23 protein-coding genes and 2 tRNA genes are annotated in these 23058 nt (G+C 66.1%); 12 read left to right on the top strand and 13 right to left on the bottom strand.

Going from position 1 to position 23058, the window contains the following annotated elements; translation table 11 throughout:
- Positions 1 to 113: 113 nt before the first annotated feature.
- The gene (locus AB4Z10_RS14290) at positions 114 to 641 is read right to left on the bottom strand and encodes a TIGR00645 family protein (RefSeq protein WP_441471042.1); all 528 of its coding nucleotides are present in this window, start codon (positions 639 to 641) and stop codon (positions 114 to 116) included.
- A gap of 292 nt (positions 642 to 933) precedes the next feature.
- On the opposite strand from AB4Z10_RS14290, the gene AB4Z10_RS14285 reads away from it, so the two are divergent.
- Positions 934 to 1380 (top strand): BA14K family protein, encoded by a 447-nt coding sequence (locus AB4Z10_RS14285; RefSeq protein ID WP_441471041.1) that lies wholly within the window; start codon positions 934 to 936, stop codon positions 1378 to 1380.
- A 134-nt stretch (positions 1381 to 1514) separates the two neighbouring features.
- A complete protein-coding gene (gene xth, locus AB4Z10_RS14280; RefSeq protein ID WP_441471040.1) occupies positions 1515 to 2294 on the top strand; it encodes an exodeoxyribonuclease III in 780 nt (259 codons plus the stop codon).
- Positions 2295 to 2411: 117 nt separating this feature from the next.
- Here the strand turns inward: xth and AB4Z10_RS14275 are convergent, their stop codons facing one another.
- The 5 genes from AB4Z10_RS14275 to dps all read right to left on the bottom strand — a co-directional run bounded on the left by AB4Z10_RS14275 (position 2412) and on the right by dps (position 9719).
- Positions 2412 to 3374 carry a tetratricopeptide repeat protein gene (locus AB4Z10_RS14275; RefSeq protein ID WP_441471039.1) on the bottom strand — a complete coding sequence of 321 codons (963 nt, stop codon included), beginning with the start codon at positions 3372 to 3374 and terminating at the stop codon, positions 2412 to 2414.
- A complete protein-coding gene (gene ilvD, locus AB4Z10_RS14270; protein WP_441471038.1) occupies positions 3361 to 5091 on the bottom strand; it encodes a dihydroxy-acid dehydratase in 1731 nt (576 codons plus the stop codon). Before ilvD ends, AB4Z10_RS14275 begins: the two co-directional genes overlap by 14 nt.
- 288 nt (positions 5092 to 5379) lie before the next feature.
- On the bottom strand, positions 5380 to 5961 hold the full coding sequence (locus tag AB4Z10_RS14265; RefSeq protein WP_441471037.1) for a YqaA family protein: 582 nt from the start codon (positions 5959 to 5961) through the stop codon (positions 5380 to 5382).
- 264 nt (positions 5962 to 6225) lie between these two features.
- Positions 6226 to 9045, bottom strand: coding sequence for a valine--tRNA ligase (locus tag AB4Z10_RS14260; RefSeq protein WP_441471036.1), 2820 nt, complete (start codon positions 9043 to 9045; stop codon positions 6226 to 6228).
- 146 nt (positions 9046 to 9191) lie between these two features.
- Positions 9192 to 9719: a DNA starvation/stationary phase protection protein Dps gene (gene dps / locus AB4Z10_RS14255; protein WP_441471035.1), complete on the bottom strand. Its 528-nt coding sequence runs from the start codon at positions 9717 to 9719 to the stop codon at positions 9192 to 9194.
- Between the two features lie 180 nt (positions 9720 to 9899).
- On the opposite strand from dps, the gene AB4Z10_RS14250 reads away from it, so the two are divergent.
- Together AB4Z10_RS14250 and AB4Z10_RS14245 are read left to right on the top strand one after the other, a co-directional pair.
- A complete protein-coding gene (locus AB4Z10_RS14250) occupies positions 9900 to 10382 on the top strand; it encodes a pyridoxamine 5'-phosphate oxidase family protein (RefSeq protein WP_441471034.1) in 483 nt (160 codons plus the stop codon).
- Between the two features lie 26 nt (positions 10383 to 10408).
- Positions 10409 to 10702, top strand: a complete 294-nt coding sequence (locus tag AB4Z10_RS14245) for a hypothetical protein (protein ID WP_441471033.1) — start codon at positions 10409 to 10411, stop codon at positions 10700 to 10702.
- Between the two features lie 52 nt (positions 10703 to 10754).
- Here AB4Z10_RS14245 and AB4Z10_RS14240 read toward each other — a convergent pair whose 3' ends face one another.
- The 4 genes from AB4Z10_RS14240 to AB4Z10_RS14225 form a co-directional block, all read right to left on the bottom strand.
- Positions 10755 to 11354 carry a PopZ family protein gene (locus AB4Z10_RS14240; protein WP_441471092.1) on the bottom strand — a complete coding sequence of 200 codons (600 nt, stop codon included), beginning with the start codon at positions 11352 to 11354 and terminating at the stop codon, positions 10755 to 10757.
- 186 nt (positions 11355 to 11540) lie between these two features.
- Entirely contained in the window at positions 11541 to 12896 is a 1356-nt protein-coding gene (locus AB4Z10_RS14235) for a TolC family outer membrane protein (protein WP_441471091.1), read from the bottom strand.
- A gap of 233 nt (positions 12897 to 13129) precedes the next feature.
- Positions 13130 to 13771 (bottom strand): protein-L-isoaspartate O-methyltransferase family protein, encoded by a 642-nt coding sequence (locus AB4Z10_RS14230; protein WP_441471032.1) that lies wholly within the window; start codon positions 13769 to 13771, stop codon positions 13130 to 13132.
- Positions 13772 to 13956: 185 nt separating this feature from the next.
- Positions 13957 to 14031 (bottom strand) — tRNA-Asn (locus AB4Z10_RS14225).
- Positions 14032 to 14200: 169 nt separating this feature from the next.
- Here AB4Z10_RS14225 and AB4Z10_RS14220 point away from each other — a divergent pair.
- Both AB4Z10_RS14220 and AB4Z10_RS14215 read left to right on the top strand, forming a co-directional pair.
- A tRNA-Cys gene (locus AB4Z10_RS14220) sits at positions 14201 to 14274 on the top strand.
- Positions 14275 to 14371: 97 nt separating this feature from the next.
- The gene (locus AB4Z10_RS14215) at positions 14372 to 15826 is read left to right on the top strand and encodes a cryptochrome/photolyase family protein (RefSeq protein WP_441471031.1); all 1455 of its coding nucleotides are present in this window, start codon (positions 14372 to 14374) and stop codon (positions 15824 to 15826) included.
- An 8-nt stretch (positions 15827 to 15834) separates the two neighbouring features.
- Here AB4Z10_RS14215 and AB4Z10_RS14210 read toward each other — a convergent pair whose 3' ends face one another.
- On the bottom strand, positions 15835 to 16617 hold the full coding sequence (locus AB4Z10_RS14210) for an SDR family NAD(P)-dependent oxidoreductase (protein WP_441471030.1): 783 nt from the start codon (positions 16615 to 16617) through the stop codon (positions 15835 to 15837).
- A gap of 170 nt (positions 16618 to 16787) precedes the next feature.
- Between AB4Z10_RS14210 and AB4Z10_RS14205 the strand changes: the two genes are divergently transcribed.
- From AB4Z10_RS14205 to AB4Z10_RS14195, 3 genes are all read left to right on the top strand, one after another.
- Positions 16788 to 17504, top strand: a complete 717-nt coding sequence (locus AB4Z10_RS14205; RefSeq protein WP_441471029.1) for an alanyl-tRNA editing protein — start codon at positions 16788 to 16790, stop codon at positions 17502 to 17504.
- Positions 17505 to 17692: 188 nt separating this feature from the next.
- Positions 17693 to 18547 carry a 3-mercaptopyruvate sulfurtransferase gene (gene sseA / locus AB4Z10_RS14200; RefSeq protein ID WP_441471028.1) on the top strand — a complete coding sequence of 285 codons (855 nt, stop codon included), beginning with the start codon at positions 17693 to 17695 and terminating at the stop codon, positions 18545 to 18547.
- Positions 18548 to 18608: 61 nt separating this feature from the next.
- Positions 18609 to 19127 carry a cupin domain-containing protein gene (locus AB4Z10_RS14195; protein ID WP_441471027.1) on the top strand — a complete coding sequence of 173 codons (519 nt, stop codon included), beginning with the start codon at positions 18609 to 18611 and terminating at the stop codon, positions 19125 to 19127.
- Between the two features lie 213 nt (positions 19128 to 19340).
- Here AB4Z10_RS14195 and tsaA read toward each other — a convergent pair whose 3' ends face one another.
- Positions 19341 to 19832 carry a tRNA (N6-threonylcarbamoyladenosine(37)-N6)-methyltransferase TrmO gene (tsaA, locus tag AB4Z10_RS14190; RefSeq protein ID WP_441471026.1) on the bottom strand — a complete coding sequence of 164 codons (492 nt, stop codon included), beginning with the start codon at positions 19830 to 19832 and terminating at the stop codon, positions 19341 to 19343.
- 168 nt (positions 19833 to 20000) lie between these two features.
- Entirely contained in the window at positions 20001 to 20207 is a 207-nt protein-coding gene (locus AB4Z10_RS14185; RefSeq protein ID WP_441471025.1) for a TOBE domain-containing protein, read from the bottom strand.
- Between the two features lie 116 nt (positions 20208 to 20323).
- Between AB4Z10_RS14185 and modA the strand changes: the two genes are divergently transcribed.
- Genes modA through modC form a run of 3 tightly spaced genes read left to right on the top strand, consistent with a single transcriptional unit; the run spans position 20324 to position 22919 of the window.
- Positions 20324 to 21127: a molybdate ABC transporter substrate-binding protein gene (gene modA, locus AB4Z10_RS14180; RefSeq protein WP_441471024.1), complete on the top strand. Its 804-nt coding sequence runs from the start codon at positions 20324 to 20326 to the stop codon at positions 21125 to 21127.
- Positions 21124 to 21828, top strand: coding sequence for a molybdate ABC transporter permease subunit (gene modB / locus AB4Z10_RS14175; protein ID WP_441471023.1), 705 nt, complete (start codon positions 21124 to 21126; stop codon positions 21826 to 21828). Before modA ends, modB begins: the two co-directional genes overlap by 4 nt.
- A complete protein-coding gene (modC, locus tag AB4Z10_RS14170) occupies positions 21825 to 22919 on the top strand; it encodes a molybdenum ABC transporter ATP-binding protein (protein ID WP_441471022.1) in 1095 nt (364 codons plus the stop codon). Before modB ends, modC begins: the two co-directional genes overlap by 4 nt.
- Positions 22920 to 23058: the final 139 nt, after the last annotated feature.

Below are 23058 nucleotides of genomic sequence, written 5' to 3'. Positions count from 1 at the left end.
GTCATGCTCGGGCTTGACCCGAGCATGACGGAAACCAGCGCCTTCTCGTCCTGAGATTCTCGGGTCGCCGCCATGCGGCGCCCGAGAATGACGACGCTGCTCTCGGCAGGTCGCTAATGCCCCTTGCCGTTCGCCACAGTCATCCGGTCGACCCAGGCGATGCCGATGGCGGACAGGATGAAGACGACGTGGATCAGCGTCTGCAGCAGGACGCCCGTCTCGGTGTAGTTTGCGGTCCTGCCCGCGATGCCGATGTTGCCGGCCTCGATGAAGGTCCTGAGCAGATGGATCGACGAGATGCCGATGATTGCCATCGCCAGCTTGATCTTCAGAATGCTCGTATTCACGTGGCTCAGCCATTCCGGCTGATCGGGATGGCCTTCGAGGCGCAGCCGGGAGACGAAGGTCTCGTAGCCGCCAACGATGACCATGATCAGCAGATTCGAGATCATGACCACGTCGATCAGCCCGAGAACGACCAGCATGATCTGCTGCTCGCTGAAATCGAAGGCATGGGCGACGAGATGCCAGAGCTCCTTGAGGAAGAGGAAGACATAGACGCACTGCGCCACGATGAGGCCGATATAGAGCGGCAGCTGCAGCCAGCGGGAGCTGAAGATGAGCGCCGGCAGCGGCTTCATCGCGCGAGGCGCGTCCGGTCGGAAAGGCGGGCTGCCGGGAGAGGCCATGGTCGGGTCCTGATCCTTCGAATGATGAGCTTTTTGTGCGGTGAGGCGCTAGATGGCGATGAAAACGCATCGATGCAACCCGCAAAATGATGCTCTGGCACCCAACAGCCACAATGTTGTGACGACCAATTTGCGCCGAGATTGCACGCTAGTCTTTGCGCCGGATCGACAGATCGCTAGAGTTGAGTCCGACCGGGGGAACATGCCGAGTTCCACTCGCACAGGACAGCAGAGGAGTTTCGTCATGATCAGGACGCTTGTCGTCGCCACCGCCATCGCCGGTTGCGCCGCCCTTGCCGCCCCCGCTTCGGCAGCGCCGCTGGCTCCCGCCACCGCGGCCGTCGTATCCGCCAAGGCCGAGGCGGGCCTGCTGCAAAGCGTGCAGTGGCGCCCCTACGGCTATTACGGCCCCGGGTATTACCGCTACAACCGAGGCCCGGCGGTCGGTGCCGGCATCGCGGCTGGCGTCATCGGCGGGGCTCTGGCGGCCGGCGCGCTTGCCGCTCCTCCCCCGCCCCCGGTTTATGCCTATCCCGCTCCGGCGCCGGTCTATGGCGCGCCCGCGCCTGCCTATGGCTACAGCATCGAGGATGTCGATGCCGTGGCTTACTGCTCGCGTCGCTTCAGGTCCTACAACCCGGAAACCGGCACCTATATCGCCAAGGGCGGCGTGGTCCGTGCCTGCCCCTGACAGGGGCCGACAATCCGGTCGCGGATGATCACTCCCCGCAGCAATGCGGGGAGTTTTCGTTTGCGGCCGAAAGCGGCTTGCCATGACGGCGGCGATCCCGCTTATCCTGCGCCCTGCCTAACTCGGAGCGTCTCGTGCGTATCGCCACCTGGAACGTCAATTCGGTCCGCCAGCGTCTCGGCCATCTGCTGGATTTCCTGAAGGAGGCCGAGCCCGACGCGCTCTGCCTGCAGGAGATCAAATGCGTGGATGCCGATTTCCCGCGCGCCGAGATCGAGGCGGCCGGCTGGCAGGTCGAGACCCACGGCCAGAAGACCTTCAACGGCGTCGCGATTCTCAGCCGCTCCCGCCTGGAGGATGTCCGGCGCGGCCTGCCCGGCGATGATGGCGACGAGCAGGCGCGCTATCTCGAAGGCGTGCTGCCCTTCGGCGACGGCGTGGTGCGCGTCGCCTCGATCTACCTGCCGAACGGCAACCCGCCCAACACCGAGAAATATCCCTACAAGCTCGGCTGGATGCAGCGGCTGACGGCCCATGCCCGGATGCTGCTCGAGCAGGAGGAGCCGCTGGTGCTCGCCGGCGACTACAATGTGATTCCCGAGCCGCGCGATGCCCGTGACCCGGCTGCCTGGGTCAGCGACGCGCTGTTCCTGCCGCAGACGCGCGCGGCCTTCCGGGGCCTCGTCAACCTTGGGCTGACCGAGGCCGTGCGCAGCGCGACCGATGCCGGCGGGCTCTACACCTTCTGGGATTATCAGGCCGGCGCCTGGCAGCGGAACAACGGCATCCGCATCGACCATCTGCTGCTCTCGCCACAAGCGGCGGACAGGCTCGCGGGAGTGAGGATCGCCAAGCATGTCCGCGGCTGGGAGAAGCCGTCAGACCATGTGCCGGTGTTGGTGGAGCTGCACTGAGGGCAGCAGAAGGCCGTCATGCTCGGGCCTCACCTGAGCATCTCGGAAACCAGTGGCTTCTCGTCGTGAGATTCTCGGGTCTGCGCTTCGCTACGCCCGAGAATGACGGCGATGCGCTCAGTTCTGGCCGTTGTTGCTGTTGCCGCTGTTGCGCGAGCTCGCCATTTGCTGGCGTTCCACGAGGGCCAGCGCTGCCGAGCGATCGGCAGCGGAAGCTGCGGCGAAGGCGGCAGCGTGACGCTCGATGATCCAGGATTCGCGCGCCGGATCGGCACCCTCGCGGGCCATGGCAAGCCACATCAGGCCGAGCACCGGCTGACGCGGCACGCCCTCGCCGCCGCGCAGCAGCATCTCGCCGAAAGCGGCACGCGCCGGCGCATGTCCCTTCTCTGCGGCGAGCTTCATCCAGCGTGCCGCCTGGCGCGGATCACGGCCGGTGCCCTGGCCGGTCATGTAGAGACGGGCGAGGTTGTACTGGCCGTCCGGGTCGCCGAAATAGGAGGCGGCGTAGTGGAACATGTCGAAGGCCCGGTCGGGGTTGGGCTTTACGTAGCTGCCCTTGATCCCGTCGGTGAAATAACCGCCCAGCGCGACGAAGGCGCTGCCGACGATGCGGCCCTCGGCCGTGCCCGGAATGGCGTCGGCATTCTCGTCCGCGATCTTCGAGAAATACTCGAAGGCCTTGAGGTCATTGGTCGGAACGCCCTCGCCTCCGGCATACATGCGGCCCAGCTTGTACTGCGCAGTGAGGTGCCCTTGCGAGGCGGCGTATTCGAGCGCGCGAACGGCACCGACTTTGTCGCCGGCCGAGGAATCGCGCATCCAGGCCCGCAACGCATCGCGCGCGCTGCTGAAGGGCACGAGCGGCAGCGCCGTATGCGCCGTCGGCGTATCGGGGGCGGGAGCGACGACCGCGGCTCCGGGAACGCCAGACACGGAATCGCCCGGCTCCGGCAGTGCGGCGCCCGGAATCGAGCGCGGCGGCACCGGCTTTCCGCCTGCAAAGTCCTGAGCCCAGGCGGCCTGCTGGCCACCCAGGAACAGGAACAGGCATGCTATGGTCGAGCTAGATATCCGCATAGCAATGGGTTTCGGCCGCCCCTCCTGGGTGGGTGACTGCGCCGCCTTTGGCGGAGCCAACCGTCTGCGCGTACTTCCACAGCGCCCCGGAGTTGTAGTCGGTTTTCCTCGGTTTCCAGCCCTTACGACGCTCTTCAAGTTCGGCATCAGAAAGGCGGACTGCGAGCTTTCCTGTGATGGCGTCCAATTCGACGATATCGCCATCGCGGATCAGGCCGATCGGGCCACCGACGGCGGCCTCCGGGCCGACATGGCCGACGCAGAACCCACGGGTCGCTCCGGAGAAACGGCCATCGGTGATGAGCGCGACCTTGTCGCCCATGCCCTGGCCGTAGAGGGCGGCGGTTGTTGCCAGCATCTCGCGCATGCCAGGGCCGCCCTTCGGCCCCTCGTAGCGGATGACGAGGACGTCGCCTTCCTTGTAGCTGCGCTCGGTGACGGCCTTGAAAGCGTCCTCCTCGCAGTCGAAGCAGCGGGCCGGGCCGGTGAAGACCAGCTTGTCCTCAGGCATGCCGGCGATCTTCACGATGGCGCCTTCGGGAGCGAGGTTGCCCTGCAAGCCGACGACGCCGCCGGTCACAGTGATCGGCTTGTCGGCGCGGTAAACGACGTCCTGCTGGTCGTTCCACTTCACCGAGGCCATGTTCTCGGCAATGGTACGGCCTGTGACGGTCATGCAGTCGCCGTGGAGATAGCCGGCATCGAGCAGGCTCTTCATCACCAGCGGGATGCCGCCGACCTCGAACATGTCCTTGGCGACGTATTTCCCGCCGGGCTTCAGGTCGGCGATGTAGGGCGTCTTCTTGAAGATCTCGGCGACCTCGAAGAGATCGAAGTCGATGCCGCATTCATGCGCGATCGCCGGCAGGTGCAGCGCGCCGTTGGTCGAGCCGCCGGTGGCGGCAACAACCATCGCGGCGTTCTCCAACGCCTTGCGGGTGACGATGTCGCGCGGGCGGATGTTCCGCGCGATCAGCTCCACCACCATCTCGCCCGCGGTGTAGCAGAAGGCGTCGCGGACATCGTAGGGCGCCGGAGCGCCGCAACTATAGGGCAGCGCCAGGCCGATCGCCTCGGCGACGGTCGCCATGGTGTTGGCGGTGAACTGGGCGCCGCAGGAGCCGGCCGAGGGGCAGGCTGCCTCCTCGAGCTCCTGCAGGTCCTCGTCGGACATCGCGCCGACCGAATGCTTGCCGACGGCCTCGAAGACGTCCTGCACCGTGACCGGGCGGCCCTTGAAGGTGCCGGGCAAGATCGAGCCGCCATAGATGAAGATCGACGGCACGTTCAGGCGGACCATCGCCATCATCATGCCGGGCAGAGACTTGTCGCAGCCGGCAAGGCCGACAAGCGCGTCGTAGCAATGGCCGCGCATGGTCAGCTCGACCGAGTCCGCGATGACCTCGCGCGAGGCGAGCGACGACTTCATGCCCTGGTGGCCCATGGCGATGCCGTCGGTGACGGTGATGGTGCAGAACTCGCGCGGCGTGCCGCTGGCGGAAGCCACGCCCTTCTTCACGGCCTGGGCCTGACGCATCAGCGAGATGTTGCAGGGGGCCGCCTCGTTCCAGCAGGAGGCGACGCCGACGAAGGGCTGCGCGATCTGCTTCGCGGTCATGCCCATCGCATAATAATAGGAGCGGTGCGGGGCCTTGGCCGGGCCAACGCTCACATGGCGGCTCGGCAGTCTCGACTTGTCGAACACACGCGTATCCATCGCCACTCGTCCCGTCCCCCGACCAGCACGGCGCGAAAATGTGCCACGCCATACCCGCCGGGAGCAATCGGCACCCCCGAAACCCACTCTTGGCCCGAAAACGCTCCCGAGCCGGCGCGTTAGTTCCAATTTGAATATATCTCAGGGACTTAACGCCCCGTTTTGCTGGGCGTCGTTTGTGGCGGCATCGCGGCGATTGCGTCAGTCGAGGCGGCGCTGAGCGCCAATCTCATCGGTGTGTTGCGTCGATGTCACAAAGTCGAGGGCGGCAGCTGACGCAGCGGCCGCTCACAGCACCATGGGAAGGACGAAGAAGCCGCCCACGACGACGGCGACGAGCGCGAGCGCCGTCATCGGCAGGTGCTTCTCGATGAAGATGCGGATGTCGTCGCCATAGAAGCGCAGGGCCACGGCGATCATCAGGAAGAAGGTGGTCCGCGACACCACCATGCCGATGGTGAACTTCCACAGGTCGAAATGCAGGAAGCCCGACATGATCGTGACGATCTTGAACGGAATCGGCGTCAGGCCCTTGGTGACGAGAACCCAGAACCAGTAGTCCTGCGAAGAAGAGATCAGGTGCGCGGCCTTGTCCTGCAGGCCGTAGATGCCGATCAGCCAGGCGCCGACCGATTCGTAGAGCAGAGCGCCGATGGCGTAGCCGAGATAGCCGCCGAGCACGGCGCCGAGCGAGCAGATGCCGGCGTAGAACCAGGCGCGGTCCGGCCGCGCGATGCACATCGGAATCAGCAGCGGGAGCGGCGGCAGCGGGCTGATCGAGCTCTCAACGAAGGTGATGGCGAAGAGTAGCCAGGGGGCAGCAGGATGGGAGGCGTATGAAACGCACCAGTCGTAAGCTCGCTTGAGCATGGGTTCTGAACAGCCGGTCCTTTTGCCGCCACGCATTCTGCATGGCGGATTTGCGTCGGGCGCATCTAAGCGGGGTCCGAGAGAGAATGCCAGTCCTCTCTTGGATCAGCGTCAATTTGACGACAAAGGCGTGACCGGATTGCGATGCCCGGAACGCGCTGCGGGCCATAGCGTCATTGCGAGGAGCGAAGCGACGACGCAATCCAGGGGCCGCAGAGCTCTACGTCTCCTGGATTGCTTCGCTGCGCTCGCAATGACGTATCTTCACGCAAGCCGCGCCAGAGCCTCCGCGATCTTGAGCTTGCGCGCTTCCGCCGCAGCCTTGCGTTCGCGGTTCTCCTCGACGATCTCCTCCGGCGCGCGGGCCATGAAATCGGGGTTGCCGAGCTTCTTCTCGACGATCGTGATGTCCTGATCGAGCTTGGCGAGTTCCTTCGTCAGTCGCGTGCGCTCCGCGTCGAGATCGATCAGGCCGGCCAGCGGCAGCGCCGCTACCTCGCCGCGCACGATGATCTGGGCCGATTGCGCCGGCGCCGCCGCCTCGAAAGCGATGTCGGAGACGCGCGCCAGCCGCTCGATCATCGGCCGCCAGCTTTCGATCGTGGCCCGCGTCGTCACTGAGGCATTGACGAGCACGAGCGGCGCCTGCGTGCCGGCCGGGACGTTCACTTCGGAGCGGACCGAGCGGATGTCCGAGATCAGGTCGACGACGAAGCCGATCTCGGCCTCCGCCGCCGCATCCTTGAGCGCCGAAAGATCGGGCCAGCGGGTGAGGCAGACCAGCGAGGCGTCGCCCGCCGCCAGCTTGCGTGGCGCACCGGCCTCGGCCTTCTGCGCCCAGAGCTCCTCGGTCAGGAACGGCATGAAGGGGTGGAGCAGCTGGCAGATCAGGTCGATGACGTAAGCGACCGTCGCCTGCGTCTCTGCCTTCGCCGCGGCATCGACGCTCTCGCCCTGCAGCACCGGCTTGGCAAGCTCCAGATACCAGTCGCAGAACTGGTTCCAGACGAAGCGGTAGGCTGCGCCGGCCGCCTCGTTGAACTTGAAGCTGGGTATGCCCGCCGCGACCTCCTCGGCCGCCTGTGCGGCTTCGCTGAGGATCCACCGGTTGAGCGGCTGCTTGACCGAGGCAGGGTCGAAATCGGCAGCGCGCAGGCAGCCGTTCAGTTCAGCGAAGCGCGCGGCGTTCCAGATCTTGGTCGCGAAGTTGCGATAGCCCTCGACGCGCGAGGTGGCGAGCTTGATGTCGCGGCCCTGGGCGGCCATGGCGGACAGCGTGAAGCGCAGCGCGTCGGCGCCGTACTTGTCGACGAGCGTCAGCGGATCGATGACGTTGCCCTTCGACTTCGACATCTTCGCGCCCTTCTCGTCGCGAACGATGGCGTGGATGTAGACGTCCTTGAACGGCACCTCATCCATGAAGTTGAGGCCCATCATCATCATCCGGGCGACCCAGAAGAAGATGATGTCGAAGGCGGTGACCAGCGTCGCCGTCGGGTAATAGTGCCTGAGCTCCGGCGTTTCCTGCGGCCAGCCCAGCGTCGAGAACGGCCAAAGGGCCGACGAGAACCAAGTGTCGAGTACGTCCTCGTCGCGCGTGAGTGCGACGGTGTCGCCGTAATGCGCCATCGCCAGGGTCTGCGCCTCGGCTTCCGACTCGGCGACGAAGACCTCCCCGTCCGGCCCGTACCAGGCCGGGATCTGATGGCCCCACCAGAGCTGGCGCGAGACGCACCAGGGCTCGATGTTCTCCAGCCAGTCGTAATAGACCTTGGTCCAGTTCTCGGGTGTGAACTTGGTGCGTCCGTCCTGCACCGCCTTGATCGAACGCTGCGCGAGCGGCTTGACGTCGACATACCACTGGTCGGTCAGCCAGGGCTCGATGACGACATCCGAGCGGTCGCCATGCGGCACGGTGTGGGCATGCGGCTCGACCTTCGCCAGAAGGCCGCGCTCAGCCATCATTTCGACGACGCGGCGGCGCGCGACGAAACGGTCGAGCCCGTCGAGCGCGAGGGTCTCGGCTTCCGGCTTGGAGCCAGCCAGGAAATCCTCGTTGCCGGCGAGCAGGATGCGCGCCTCGCCATCGAGGATGTTGACGACGTCGAGCTTGTGGCGCTTGCCGACCTCGAAGTCGTTGAAGTCATGCGCCGGGGTGATCTTGACGGCGCCGGTGCCCTTCTCCGGGTCGGCATAGTCGTCGGGCACGATCGGGATGATGCGGCCGACCAGCGGCAGCACGGCATTGCGGCCGATTAGATGGCCAATCGTCTCGTTGTCGGGATGAACGGCAATGCCGGTGTCGCCCAGCATCGTCTCCGGGCGCGTCGTCGCGACCGTGATGAAGGTCGAGGCGTCATCCGGGTCATAGGTCGCGCTTTCGAGCGGGTAGTTGAAATAGTAGAGATGGCCGTTCGGATCGCGGCTCAGGACCTTGTCGAGCTTGGCCGCGTCGAAGGCCTCTTCGCCGCCGCGCTGCCATTTGAACGAGCCGGTCTTCTCGATCTGCAGGACCTCGAGATCCGAGATCGCGGTCTGGAACTTGGGGTCCCAGTTCACCAGGCGCTTGGCACGATAGATCAGCCCCTGCTTGTGCAGGCCGACGAAGACCTTGAGGACGGCGGCCGACAGCCCCTCGTCCATGGTGAAGCGCTCACGCGACCAGTCACAGGACGCGCCGAGACGGCGGAGCTGATTGACGATCGTCCCGCCGGACTCCTCCTTCCACTTCCAGACCTCGGCGAGGAAGGCCTCGCGGCCCATCGTGCGGCGGTCGGTGCGATTCTCGGCGGCGAGCTTGCGCTCGACGACCATCTGCGTCGCGATGCCGGCATGGTCGGTGCCGGGCTGCCAGAGCACGTCCTTGCCGCGCATGCGCTCGAAGCGGCAGAGCACATCCTGCAGCGTGTTGTTGAGCGCGTGGCCCATATGCAGCGAGCCGGTGACGTTCGGCGGCGGGATCACGATGCAGTAGGGCTCGGCCCCGGGCGCCGCTCCCCTGCCCGCCTTGAAGGCCTGCGCCTCGTCCCAGGCCTTGCTAATCCGGGCCTCGACGGCTGCCGGCTCGAAAGTCTTGTCCATCATCGCTTCGCTCGAACGCAGAAAGGCCGGGGAACCTGCCCCGGCCGGAAAATCACAGGCCAAAAGGTCTCGCGTCTTAAGAGCGCATGCGCGGGGCGCCCGTCAACGTTTTCGATGACAGGCGCCCGCCGGCCTTGCGCCGAAGTGGCTCAACCCAGGTTCGACTGCAGGAACCAGAGCGACTTGTCGAGCATGCGCGAATAGGCCGTCAGGATGTCGGCGGAGTCGGCGTCACCCGCTTCGGCGCAGGCGTCGATCGCTTCGCGAACCTTGTTGCCGGTGTCGGCATAGCGCTCGATCAGTGCGTGGAGATGATCCTGAACCGACACGATTTCTGTCGGATAGGGCTTGAGCGACGTCGCCGCCGCCGTCGTCTGCGCGGTGCCGAGCGCGATGCCGCCGAGCTGCGCGATCCGCTCCGCGACCGTGTCGACATGCTCGTCGAGCTGGTCGCGAAAACCGTCCAGCATGAGATGCACGCCGATGAAGCCCGGCCCCTTCAGATTCCAGTGCGCCTGCTTCGTGACCAGCGCCAGGTCGATGCCATCGGCGAGTCGTTCGTTGAGCAGGCCGACGACCTTCGTCTTGGTGTTCGAGGCCAGATCGATCTTGCTCGATTTGACGATCTTCGCGGATGCAGAGGTTTTCGGCGCGGTCTTCGTCGCAGGCTTGGCCATAGCAAATCCCCCTAAGCGGAAAACGACAAAGGAAAGCGCGACGCGCCGCTAGCGGCGCGTCGCGCCACTCCCTACGCGCGGACGGCGCCATTGTTCCCTCGCCAAGACCTAAACGACCGAGGGAACCTGCCGCGCGGCGATCCGTTGCATCCACGACAGCTGCAACACGGAGAAACCGGCATGCCCCGCAATGATCAGGATCGCGTCTGGGAGCTCATCGACTCAATCAAATTCGCCATGCTCGTGACCCATGACGGCAATGGCGACGAACTGCGCGCGCGCCCCATGCACGCCCATGGCAAGCGCGAGGAGGACACCATCTACTTCCTGACGGATCGTCGCCACCACAAGGATGACGAGATCCAGATCAACGACAATGTCTGTCTCGCCTTCTCCGACACGAGCGGACACCGCTATCTGTCGATCAGCGGCACGGCGACCGTGGTCGACGATCGCGCCCGCGTGCGTGCCCTGTGGGAGCCGAGCAACAAGGCGTTCTGGGACGACGAGAACGATCCCGACATACGCATCCTGCGCGTGCGGCCCGCCATGGCCGAGTTCTGGGACAGCCCCGGCAAGATCGTCACCAGCGTCAAGATGGCCGCGGCGGCTGTGACCGGCTCGAAACCCGAACTCGGAGAGCACCGCAAGGTCACCTTCTAAAGCTCTGCTACCAAACAGGAAAAACGATGCTGAAGCTCTTTGTTCATGGCCTCGGGGCATGGTTCGCCGTCGAGGCCGCTTCCGGGCGCTATCCGCGTCCGATCGCAGTGGGCCTGACGATGCTGGTGTCGCGGCTCGGCGCTCCCGCTACCCTGCTCGCTGTAGCCGGATACGGGCTCGAACGCCTCAGGGAAGCCGGCGCATTCGAGGGGCGGCCAGCGCGACCGCGCCAACGCCATGCGAGGCCGGCGGTCTCCGCGCGTCGCGGAGCGCGCCCGGCGCGCGGCGCCCGGGACAGCTCGCAACAAACCAAGGCTTGATCGTAAACCGCCGACACCGGCGGGCCTCAATAGCGCGGCGGCCTCGGAGCAGTCAGCTCCGTCCGCCGCGCGCGACGCGTTCGATCTCGGACCGGACCAGACGCTCGACCATCGTCGGAAGGTTGTCGTCGAGCCAGCTCTTGAGCATCGGCTTCAGCATGTCCTTGACGAGGTCTTCCAGCGTCCGGGCGTTGTTGCTGAGCACCGTGCTGGCGAGCTGGCCAAAGGCGTTGGTCACGGCCGAGCTGGCCTGATCCGACAGCAGGCTCGCCATGTCGACGGCGGGAGCGGGCTGCGCGGCGACGAACGGAGCGGGTTCTGGTTGAGGCGGCGGCGGCGCCACTGCGACAACAGCCGGCTGCTCCTCGACAAAGGCGATGTCGGAATCGTCGACGATGCTGTTCTGGGGCGCTGGCTCAGGTTCGGGTGCAGGTCCAGGCGTCGGAGCCGCGATCAGAGCGGCTTCGGCTCCCAGATCCAGCACGTCATCGTCGATAGCCGCTATCGGGGCCGGGGCAGGCGCGGCTTCAGGTTCCGGAGCCTGAGCGGCGGCAGACTCAGCCGGTTTCACCTCATCGTCCGAAATGATCCGGCGAATGGAGGCGAGAATTTCCTCCATCGACGGTTCGTTGGGCTTGGCTTGCGCGCTCATGAAGGCCTGACCGTTCGACATCGGGCGCGCCGATGGAATCAACGCTGCTCCAAGAGCGGAGTATTCCACGACTTACAGGGCAGACAAGGCGAGGACAGGCTCTCCCACAGGAGAAATCGGCGCTGTTGCGCGAATGCGCCGAAGCTGGCGGCTGGCATCAGGGCCAGCCGCAATCAACGGAGAGCTTCAGCGGCCGTCAGGGGTCTGTGTGCCCCACAGCAGGCCCTTGACCTGATCGTAGTGCTGGCGGGGCTCGTAGGACTGGGCCTTGAGCTTGAGCGTCTCGGAGGACAGCTTGCCGATTGCCGAGAGCACCGCATAGGAGGCGACGACACGGTCACGCTGCGCCGTCACGAGGCTCGAGCGCGCGCTGACCAGTTCCTGCTGCGCGTTCAGGACGTCGAGAGTGGTTCGCTGGCCGACCTTGGCCTCTTCGCGAACGCCGGCAAGCGCAGTCGAGGACGCCTCGACCTGAGCCTGCGCAGCGATGATCTGGGCCTTGGCCGCTTCCAGCCCGCCCCAGGCGGAGACGACCGCCGCGCGAACCGTATCGCGCTGAGTGTCGACCTCGATGCGGCGCTGGCCGGCCGTTTCCTTGGCCTGCCGGGTGCGGGAATAGACCTGCCCGCCTTCATAGATCGGGATCGTCAGCGCGCCGACGATGCTCGCCGACAGGCGGTTGTCGCCGAAGAACGTGCTGTCGTAGCGCTGCTGGACCGTGCCGGTGACGCCGATGGTCGGATAGAGATCCGCTTCCGTGACCTTGACCTGCAGCTCGGCGGCGTCGACGCCGTGCAGCGCCGCGATGATCGCCGGGTGGCTGCCGAGAGCGTGCGTCAGCGCCAGCGGCAGTGACTTCGGCAAGAGGCTCTCGACCGGGCGGGCGGGCGTGAGCGAACGGGGCTCAATGCCGATATTCTGGCGAAAGCGTGCCACCGAGGTCTTGAGGTTCGATTCGGCGAGAATCGCCTGCGACTGGGCGGACGACAGCCGCGCCTCGGCCTGGGCAACGTCGGTCCGCGTCACCTCGCCGACCTGAAATCGATCGCGCGTCTGGCGCAGCTGCTCCTCGAGAACCTCGACGTTGTTCCGGTTCAGGCTGAGAATCGCCGTGTCGCGCAGCACGTTCATATAGGACGTCGCGCCATCCAGCAGGACGTTCTGTTCGGTATTGCGGAGGGTGGCTCGCGCTCCAAGCACCTGCGATTCGGACTGGCCGACCGAGTTGCGGGTCTTGCCGGCGTCGAAAATGTTCTGGGTGATCGAAACGCCGGCGCCGCGCGGCGCGAGCCGGCTCGTCGTGCGGTTATGAAAGCCCGAAGACGTACTGCCGGCCGGGGTGTCGGTCTCCAGGATGCTCGCGCCGATATCGGCCGAAGCCTGGATGCGGGGACGATATCCGGAAAGAGCCTGCGGAACGTTCTCGTCGACAGCGCGGACGGAGGCACGCTGCGCATTCAGGGTCGGATTGCCCGAATAGGCCCGGGCCAGCGCGGCTTCCATGGACTGTGCCGCGGCAGGCAAAGCCCAGCCGCCTGACATCGCCAAGGCGATGATGGCGGAGAGCCCGAACCCGGAAATCTTGTCGTATCTTATTTTCACTGGACGCCTCGTGTGCGCACTGAAGTCGCGCCCAGGCTACGCCCCAGCCTCGGCATAATTCTCTATTTCATACCCTGCCCGACGCCGTGAGCCAACGCATGGGCGCCGCCAGGAGCATTTCCCTCGGAACCTGCCACAAAAATGCGACACCCTCCTTTCGAAAATGCAAACGCTTAGAAGACGAAGGCCTCCGGACGGCGAAATTCGGACAGAACCGGAGCCGCAGCATCGAAGACCGGGCGGCCGGCGACGATATCCGAGGATTTTCGATAAAGTTTGACGCGGGCGGAACGCCCTGCCCCCTCAACCACGACGAGCCGTCCCTCGGCTCGCAGCAAGGGGAAAAGCGATTCCGGCTGAGTCTCGCAGGCACCGCTGACCAGAATCGCGTCGAACGATTCTCTGGCGGGCTGCGTGGCGGTGATCGTGACCTGTTGGGCGCCGGCGGCACGCAGCGCGCCTTCGGCGAGGGTGCGGGCGGCCGAGTCGGGCTCCCACAACGTGACCTTGGCACCGACATGGGCCATCAGCGCCGCCCCGTAGCCGGAGCCGCCGCCATATTCGAGCGCATCCTCGCCCGCCTGCAGGTCGAGCAGCTGAATCATGCGGGCGATGACCATCGGCGTCATCAGCGCGCGCCCGGTGCCCGGCAATGCGATCGACTGGTCGAGATAGGCGAGATGCGCGAAATTCTCCGGGACGAACACCTCGCGCGGAACCGTATCGGCCGCGGCCAGCACGGCCCGATCGGTCACGTCATAGGTGCGCAACTGGCAATCGACCATGTTGCGGCGCAGCCCGCTGAAGCCTTCCATAACCCTGAACTCTCCGTCTGCGCTGGCGCCCGGAACGGATCGGCTGCGAAGAGCGGATTCCATCCGGCCGGCTCAGCGCCGTCACGGCTGCTTTGTGTTCGACCCGCGCGCAAAAGGCAAGCTCGCCTTGCATCGCAGCAACGCGGCGGCCTGTCGGGCGGGCTAACGATTTTTGGGGAAGGTGCTGGCTCCCGGAGCAGGATTCGAACCTGCGACCAATCGATTAACAGTCGATTGCTCTACCGCTGAGCTATCCGGGAACAACGTGGCGGGGTCATAGCGGGGTGCCCCCGGCAGCGCAAGCCCCTTGCGAGCCAACCAAGCAGATTTGTCATCTGCGCTGTGGACGGAGCGATGCCGGCTTGCGGCGGACTGCGGCTTGTGGTTATTGCGCTCTCGCTGAGGCGGCCGATGCCGCTTTCGCCGGAAGGCCTCGTGGCGGAGTGGTTACGCAGAGGACTGCAAATCCTTGCACCCCGGTTCGATTCCGGGCGAGGCCTCCAAAAAATTCTTCTTCTTCCTGATACCGATCCGCCTCCCGCCGCGTTTGTGCGGGCGTGGTTGGCGCGTGCACGATACTGCCCGACCGGATGAGGAATCATGGCTGAGCGCTCCCTGCACTGGTTCAGGAACGATCTGCGGCTGGCGGACAACCACGCCCTCGCCGCGGCAGCGCAGGCCGGACCGGTCCTATGCCTCTATATTCTCGACACCGGCGCCGCTCGCCGGCCGCTCGGCGGCGCTTCGCGCTGGTGGCTGTCGCGTTCGCTCGACGCGCTCGGCAAAGCTCTGGCGCAGAAGGGCGGCCGGCTCGTGCTGATGCAGGGCGATCCGGCCGAGCTGATTCCATGCGTCGCGGCAGCGGCCGGAATCGAGCTGGTCACCTGGAATCGCCGCTACGAAGCGGAGGCGATCACGCTCGATCGCCAGCTCAAGGAAGACCTGTCGCGGAGCGGAATCAGCGTCCGCAGCTTCAACAGCCATCTCCTGAACGAGCCATGGCAGGTCACCACGACGACCGGGCAGCCGATGAAGGTGTTCACGCCCTACTGGCGCGCCGCCCGGCAGAAGGGCGGGCCGCCGGCTCCGATTCCGGCGCCGGTGCGAATCGAGGCGCTTCCCCTGCCCGAGTCGATCGAGGCTCTCAGCGTTTCGCTGCCGAATCTCGGGCTTGAGCCCGGCAAGCCCGACTGGGCCGGGGGCATGCGGGCGGAATGGACGCCTGGAGAACAAGGCGCCGCGGTGCGACTCGACGATTTTCTGGCCGGCGCGCTCGCGGGCTATGCCGAAGGTCGCGACCGGCCAGACCACGAATCGACCTCGCGGCTTTCACCGCATCTGCGCTTCGGCGAGATCGGGCCGCGCCAGATCTGGCATGCGCTCCATCATGCCCGCGCAACCGGCGAGGCAGCCGGATCGGAGCGCGATGCGGAGAAGTTCCTCTCCGAGATCGGCTGGCGCGAGTTTTCCCACCACCTGCTCTTCCACAATCCCCAGCTGGCGACGCGCAACTACGATGAGCGCTTCGACGCTTTTCCCTGGCAACCCGACAAGGAGGCGCTCCGCCGCTGGCAGCGCGGACAGACCGGCATCCCGCTGGTCGATGCCGGCATGCGCGAACTCTGGACAACCGGCTGGATGCACAACCGCATCCGGATGGTCACGGCGTCCTTCCTGATCAAGCATCTGCTGCAGGACTGGCGCGCCGGCGAAGCCTGGTTCTGGGACACGCTGGTCGATGCCGATCCGGCCAGCAATGCTGCGAGCTGGCAATGGGTGGCGGGATCGGGCGCCGACGCCTCGCCCTACTTCCGTATCTTCAACCCCGTCACGCAGGGCGAAACCCATGATTGCGGCGGTGCCTATGTCCGCCAATGGGTGCCGGAACTGGCAGGACTTTCCGACAAAGATATCCACCAGCCGTGGAAGGCCTCGGAAAAGGCGCTGCGCGAGGCCGGAGTGCGAATCGGCGAGACCTACCCTGCCCCGCTCGTCGACCTCGCCTTCGGGCGCCAGCGCGCGCTCGATGCCTTCTCCAGGATCCGCAACCGCTGAAGCCGGGCTCAGTCGTTCCGCTCGGCGAAGCGGGCCATCAGCGCGAAATAAGCCGGATAGGGCAAGAGCCGCGCCGCCTTCAGGATCCAGGCGAGGCGGCGTGGAAAGGTAATTTCGAAGCCGCCGCGCTCGAAGCCGTCGACGATTCGACGGGCGCCTTCCTCCACCGTCAGCAGGAACGGCATCGGGAAGCGCCGGCCCCGCGTCATCGGCGTGTCGACGAAACCGGGATTGACCAGTTGCAGGCGGATGCCGGCCGCCTTGCAGTCGAAGTGCAGCGACTCGCAGAAATAGATCACGGCCGCCTTGGCGGCCCCGTAGGCGGCTGCACCGGGCAGGCCGCGATAGCCGACGAGCGAGGCGTTGACCGCAATCTGACCGCGTCCGCGCGCGGCCATGCGCGGCTTCACGGCAAAGAGGCTTTTCACGACGCCCAGCAGATTGACAGCGACGACCTTCTCCACGGTCTCGGTATCGATCCGACCGCCTTGCCCGGATGCGATGCCGGCATTCAGGAACGCCAGTGCGATCGGTCCGTGAATGCTCTCGATGGCCTCCGTGATTCCCTGCATCGCCTGCGCATCGGTCACGTCGCCGGCGTGGGCGACGATCCGGCCCGGGAAGCTCTCAGCCTCGCGTGCGACGGCTTCGAGCGCGTCCGTCCTTCGCGCGGTGACCGCGACCGTCCAGCCGCGCCGCGCCAGTTCGAGCGCAACCGCCGCTCCGATGCCGGAGCTGGCACCGGTGACCCAGGCGATGCCGTCCTGCGGTTTCATGCGGGGCAAGACCATGACTGCTCCGGGTTGATCGGAGTCGCCATCTAGGCATCGAATCGCGACGCCGGAAGCCTCGCGGCCCAATTCATCCCCGCTATCCCTTCAATGAGGTGGCACCGGCGAAGCAATCGGTGCAGTCTGCGGCGCGAAGGCGCCTCGAGCGCGACCAGCGAGACGACAAGATCATGCCGACCGAACTGCTGTTCCGCCAGGATGCCTATCTGCAGGAGACGCCCGCGACGGTGGAAGCCGTCAACGAGCGTGGCGGCATCATCCTCGACCGCACGATCTTCTATGCGACCGGCGGAGGCCAGCCGGGCGACGCCGGACATCTGCGCCGGGCGGACGGCGGCCTCATCGCCATCGGCACCACGATCTACGATCCGGAGGACAAGAGCCGGGTCATCCATGTTCCCGCCGAAGGCCAGGCTCTGCCGGCGCCGGGCGAGGCCGTTACCGCCGCGCTCGACTGGGAACGCCGCTTCAAGCGCATGCGCGTACATACCGCGCTCCACCTGCTCAGCGTCGTGCTGCCCTTCCCCGTAACGGGCGGCTCGATCGGCGATGGCGACGGGAGACTCGATTTCGACATCCCGGAAGGCGGGCTCGACAAGGCGGAGGTGACCGAGAAGCTCAACGCGCTCATCGCGCGCAACGCCGACGTGACCGAGCGCTGGATCACCGACGAGGAGCTCGACGCCAACCCGGGTCTCGTCAAGACGATGTCGGTGAAGCCGCCGCGCGGCTCGGGCCGCGTCCGGCTTGTCGCCATCGGCGATATCGACTTGCAGCCCTGCGGCGGCACCCATGTCCGCAACACGGCGGAGATCGGCCTCGTCGCCGTCACCGATATCGAGAAGAAGGGCAAGCAGAACCGGCGCGTGCGCATCGCGCTGGCCTGAGAAGCCGTCCGTGGATTCCAGCCCTCATCCTGAGGAGCGGCCGGAGGCTGCGTCCCGAAGGATGATCCAGGAGGCTCCGGAACCATCTGGAGCATCCCTCGAGACACCGCTTCGCGGCTCCTCAGGATGAGGGCTTCGGGCGTTTTTCAAGTAGATTGCAAACCTCGAATATCCCCAAGGACACGCCTATGGCCCGTGAAGACGTTTTCGTTTCGACCGACTGGCTCGCCGAGCGCCTGAACGCGCCCGACGTCATCGTGGTCGACGGCTCCTGGTATCTGCCGGCGCATGGCCGCGATCCGCATGCCGAATTCGCGGAGCGGCGTATTTCAGGCGCCGTGCATTTCGACATCGACGCGGTGAAGGACATCAACTCCGACCTGCCGCACATGCTGCCGCGGCCGGAGGCCTTCTCGGCGGCCGTCGGAGCCTTGGGGATCGGCGACGGCATGCGTATCGTCGTCTATGACGGGCTCGGCCTGTTCTCGGCCCCGCGCGTGCGCTGGACCTTCCGCACCTTCGGCGCCAAGGACGTGGTCATTCTCGAGGGCGGTTTCCCGAAATGGGAGCGCGAAGGCCGGCCGATCGAGCATGGCCCGCCGCGCGCCCGGGCCGCACGCAGCTTCACCGCCCGGCTCGACCATTCCGCCGTCGCCAGCGCCGACGATGTCGCCAGGGCGCTTGCCGGTGGAACGCAGGTTGTCGATGCCCGCCCGGCCGACCGCTTTCGCGGGGAAGCACCCGAGCCGCGTCCCGGCGTCCGCTCCGGCCATATGCCGGGCGCGCTCAACGTGCCCGCAACCGCGCTGATCGCCGATGGCAGCCTGAAGGATTCCGGCGCGATCGCCGCTGCCTTTGCCGAGGCCGGAGCCGATCTCGACAAGCCACTGATCACGAGCTGCGGCTCGGGCGTCACCGCCGCGATCCTCGCGACTGCGCTTGAGACCATCGGCAAGCCGGCGCGCGCGCTCTATGACGGCTCCTGGGCCGAATGGGGCGCCAGCGACCGGCCGATCGCGACCGGACCGGCGAAGAAGGGTTGATTGCGTATCCCATTCGCAGCCCTCGGGATGAGGGCTGCGATCCTCTTATCGGGAGATCGTCATGAGCCATGACCATCCGCACGATCACGACCATCCACACGACCATTCCCATGACGAGCCGCGCTGGAAGCATGACGGCGTGCGCGTGATCTCCGGCGACAAGCTCGATCCCAACACAGCGCAGACGCCGGGCATGTTCCGGCAGGCCGCGATCAACCACGCCCGCGTCGGCGCGCAGAAGATCTGGGCCGGCACCGTCGCCATCCAGCCCAATGCCAAGACGGGCGTGCACCATCACGGCGAACTCGAAAGCGTGATCTACGTGGTGAGCGGCAAGGCGCGGATGCGCTGGGGCGAGCGGCTGGAGTTCGTCGCCGAGGCGGGGCCGGGCGATTTCATCTACGTCCCGCCCTTCGTGCCGCATCAGGAGATCAATGCGAGCCCGGACGAGCCGCTGCAATGCGTGCTGGTGCGCTCGGACAATGAGGCGGTGGTGGTCAACATCACCGACGTCGACCCGGTCGAGCGGCCGGAAGAGGTCTATTGGGTCGACCCGATCCACAAGCACCCGCACGGGTAGACCCGCTGGCTGGGTATGTAGAAAGGCCGTCGTTCCAGATCGTCATGCTCGCCCTTGTGGCGAGCATCCACGTCTTGAACGCAACATTCGGCCAGCAAAGACGTGGATGGTCGGGACAAGCCCGACCATGACGGCAAATGTCTTATTGATGGGCTCCGTGCTCAGGCCTGGCCTAACCCCGGAGTTACAGCCGCACCTCGAACAGGTCCCATCTCAACCGGTCTCGAAATCGCCGGGCTGCGGCGGGGCTATCGGGGTGAAGAGCGCGCGGTCAGGCTTGATGTCGAGGAGCGGCGTCTCGTCGAGGCAGTCGAGCCCGCGCACCAGCAGCACCCGCCGTTCCCGCGCGACCAGCGTCGCGATCGAGGTGCCGATCGGGTTGGGCCGCACCGGCGTGCGCAGGGCGAAGGTGCCGTGGGTCTCGCCATTGTTGGCAGGGCTCTGACGGATGAGGTCGCGGCGCGACTGATGCAACCAGTAGAGCACCTCGAGCCGCTCGAAGCGCTCGATGCCCTCAAGAGCTTCGTCCCAGGGCGGGAAGAGCTCGATGCGGCAGATCGGTCCGTCCGCCCTGCCCTGGCGCGGACAGGTCAGCCGTGAGGTCCAGGGCGTGCGGATGGTGCCGATGAAGACGAGGCCGGCATCGGACGCCTGGGGCGGCGCGACGGCGACTTCCTTTTCGCGGATCTCGTTCTCGCGGACCATGCCGAAATGACCTCCCGGAACCGCCCTCGATCAGCTTCGCCGTCATTGCGGGCGCAGCGAGGCAATCCAGGGGACTGGGTTGAGCCGTCCAGCCCTGCGGACCCTGGATTGCTTCGTCGCTCCGCTCCTCGCAATGACGGTTCCCGCGATCCGAGCGGTTCAAAAACCTCAGTCGATCGCGATCATCACGTCGGAAGCTTTCACCACGGCATAGGCTTCCTTGCCGACGGTCAGCTTGAGATCGTCCACCGCCGCGTTGGTGATCGAGGACGTCACGATCGCGCCGCCGATATCGATGCGGACATGGGCCGTCGTCGCACCTTTGGTGATCTCGACGATCTTGCCCTTGAGCTGGTTGCGCGCGCTGATCTTCATGGCTGGGCCTCTCCTTGCGGCAAGTCGGTCGCTGCGGCTCCTTGACTTGGCTCCGGGCGCGCTGCAACCATCGTTATATCCATCGATATACAACGATAAAGACAGCGAGGAACAGCATGTTGAAGCGTCGCACCCTGCTGGGCATGGGCCTGGCCCTTGCCGTGAGCTTTGCCCCCGCCTTCGATGCCGCGCAGGCGCAGACGAAGGACCTCGTCATCTTCGCCGCCGCCAGCATGAAGAATGCGCTCGACGAGGCCGCGGCCAACTGGGTCAAGGAGAGCGGAAAGCCCGCTCCGAAGATCTCCTATGCCGCCAGCAACACCCTGGCGAAGCAGCTGGAGAACGGCGCCCCGGCCGATCTTTTCGTCTCGGCCGACCTCGACTGGATGGACTATGCGGCAGCCAAGAACCTGATCAAGCCCGATACTCGCGTCAGCCTGCTCGCCAACCGCATCGTGCTGGTCGGCGGCAAGGATTCGACCGCCAAGCTCGATCTCAAGCCCGGCGTCGATGTCGCCGGTGCCGTGGGCGCCGGCCGCCTCGCCATGGGCAATGTCGATTCCGTCCCGGCCGGCAAATACGGCAAGGCGGCGCTGGAGAAGCTCGGCGCCTGGGACAAGGTGAAGGACAAGATCGCGCAGGCCGACAATGTCCGTGCCGCGCTGCTGCTGGTCTCGCGGGGCGAGGCGCCGCTCGGCATCGTCTATGCGACGGACGCCGCTGCCGACCCACAGGTCAAGGTCGTCGCGACCTTCCCCGAAGATTCGCACCCGCCGATCGTCTATCCCGTCGCCATCACCAGGGATTCGGCCAATCCCGACGCGCAGGCCTTCCTGACCTATCTGCGCAGCCCTGCCGCCAAGCCGGTCTTCGAGAAGCAAGGGTTCACGGTTCTCAACAAGGCTGCCAGCTCTTCGTGAGCGACTTTTTTTCGCTCTTCCCGGAAGAATGGACGGCGGTGAGGCTCAGCCTCATCGTCGCCAGCACCGCCATGGTCGCGAGCCTGCCGCTCGGGCTTGGCGTCGCGCTTCTGCTGGCGCGCGGGCGCTTCTGGGGCAAGTCCCTGCTCGACGCCATCGTTCACATGCCGCTGATCCTGCCGCCGGTGGTGACGGGCTATCTGCTGCTCATCGGCTTCGGCCGGCGCGGGCCGATCGGGCAGTTCCTCTATGACTGGTTCGGGATCGTGCTCTCGTTCCGCTGGACCGGCGCGGCGCTGGCTTGCGGCGTGATGGGCTTTCCGCTCATGGTCCGGGCCATCCGGCTCTCGATCGAGGCGGTCGACCGCAAGCTGGAAGCCGCCGCCGGCACGCTTGGCGCCAGCCCGATCTGGGTCTTCTTCGTCGTCACCCTGCCGCTCTGCCTGCCCGGCATCATCGCCGGCATGATTCTGTGCTTCGCCAAGGCGATGGGCGAATTCGGCGCGACGATCACCTTCGTCTCCAACATCCCCGGCGAGACGCAGACGCTGCCTTCGGCGATCTACACCTTCACCCAGGTCCCGGGCGGCGACGCCGGCGCGATGCGGCTGACGCTGATCTCGATCGCGATCTCGGTCACGGCGCTCTTCCTGTCCGAATTGATGGCGCGCATGGTGGGCCGCCGGATCGACATCGAATGAAGCCCGCTCTCGACATCGCTGTCCGCCATAGGCTCGGCGACTTCAAACTCGATGCTGCCTTTACCTCGGACGGGCGCCTGACCGCCCTGTTCGGCAGTTCGGGTTCGGGCAAGACCTCGCTGGTCAATGTCATCGGCGGACTGATCCGCCCGGATGCCGGCCACGTCCGTGTCGATGGCGAGACGCTGGTCGATACCGAGCGCGGCATCTTCCTGCCAAAGCACCGCCGGCGCATCGGCTACGTCTTTCAGGAGGCCCGGCTTTTCCCGCATCTCACCGTCCGGCAGAACCTGCTGTTCGGCCATTGGTTCGTGCCGCGCGCACAGCGCAAGCCGGCAGAGCTCGACAAGGTCCTCGACCTGCTCGGCATCGGCCATCTGCTGCATCGACGCCCGGGCGCGCTCTCCGGCGGCGAGAAGCAGCGCGTCGCCATTGGCCGCGCTTTGCTGGCGCAACCGCGCCTGCTGCTGATGGACGAGCCGCTCGCGGCGCTCGACGAAGCGCGCAAGGCGGAGATCCTGCCGCATATCGAGCGGCTGCGCGACGAGGGCGGCATCCCCATCGTCTATGTCTCGCATGCACTGGCGGAAGTCGCGCGCCTTGCCACGACAGTCGCCATGGTCGAGAACGGGCGCATCGCCGCTTGCGGTCCCACGGCCGAGATCCTCGCCCGGCCCGATCTGGCGGCGCGGCCGGGTGCACCCGAAGCGAGCACCTTGCTCTCGGCCGAGGTCGCCGGCTTCGAGGAAGCCTTCGGGCTGGCGCGGCTCACGACACCGGCCGGGCCGCTGACGATTGCGCGCGGCACGCTTCGACAGGGTGAGCGGATCAAGATCCGCATCCTGGCGAGCGACGTCATGCTCAGCCTCGGCCGCCCCGGGGAGGTCAGCGCGCTCAATGTTCTGCCCGGCGCCGTCTCCGAGATCGGCGAGCGGAGCGGTTTCGGCGGCAGCACCGTGCATCTGCTCGTCGCCTGCGACGAGGCCAAGCTGGCGGCCCGGCTGACGGCGAAATCCGTCGCCTTGCTCGGTCTCGTCCAGGGAAAACCGGTCCATGCGGTGATCAAGAGCGTCTCTGTCGAGATGCCCTGAGCCGGACGCGCAATTCAGCTGGAGCCGCGCCGTCATTCTCGGGCGGAGCGAAGCGCAGACCCGAGAATCTCATGATGAGAAGGCGCTGGTGCCTCTTCTTGCAGGAGATGCTCGGGTCAAGCCCGAGCATGACGGCCAA

The organism is Allobosea sp. RAF48 (assembly GCF_052114025.1).
In the GTDB taxonomy this organism is placed as follows: Bacteria; Pseudomonadota; Alphaproteobacteria; order Rhizobiales; family Beijerinckiaceae; genus Allobosea.
The sequence above is the reverse complement of the archived record's forward strand: the minus strand, read 5'-3'. Positions and strand labels throughout refer to the sequence as shown.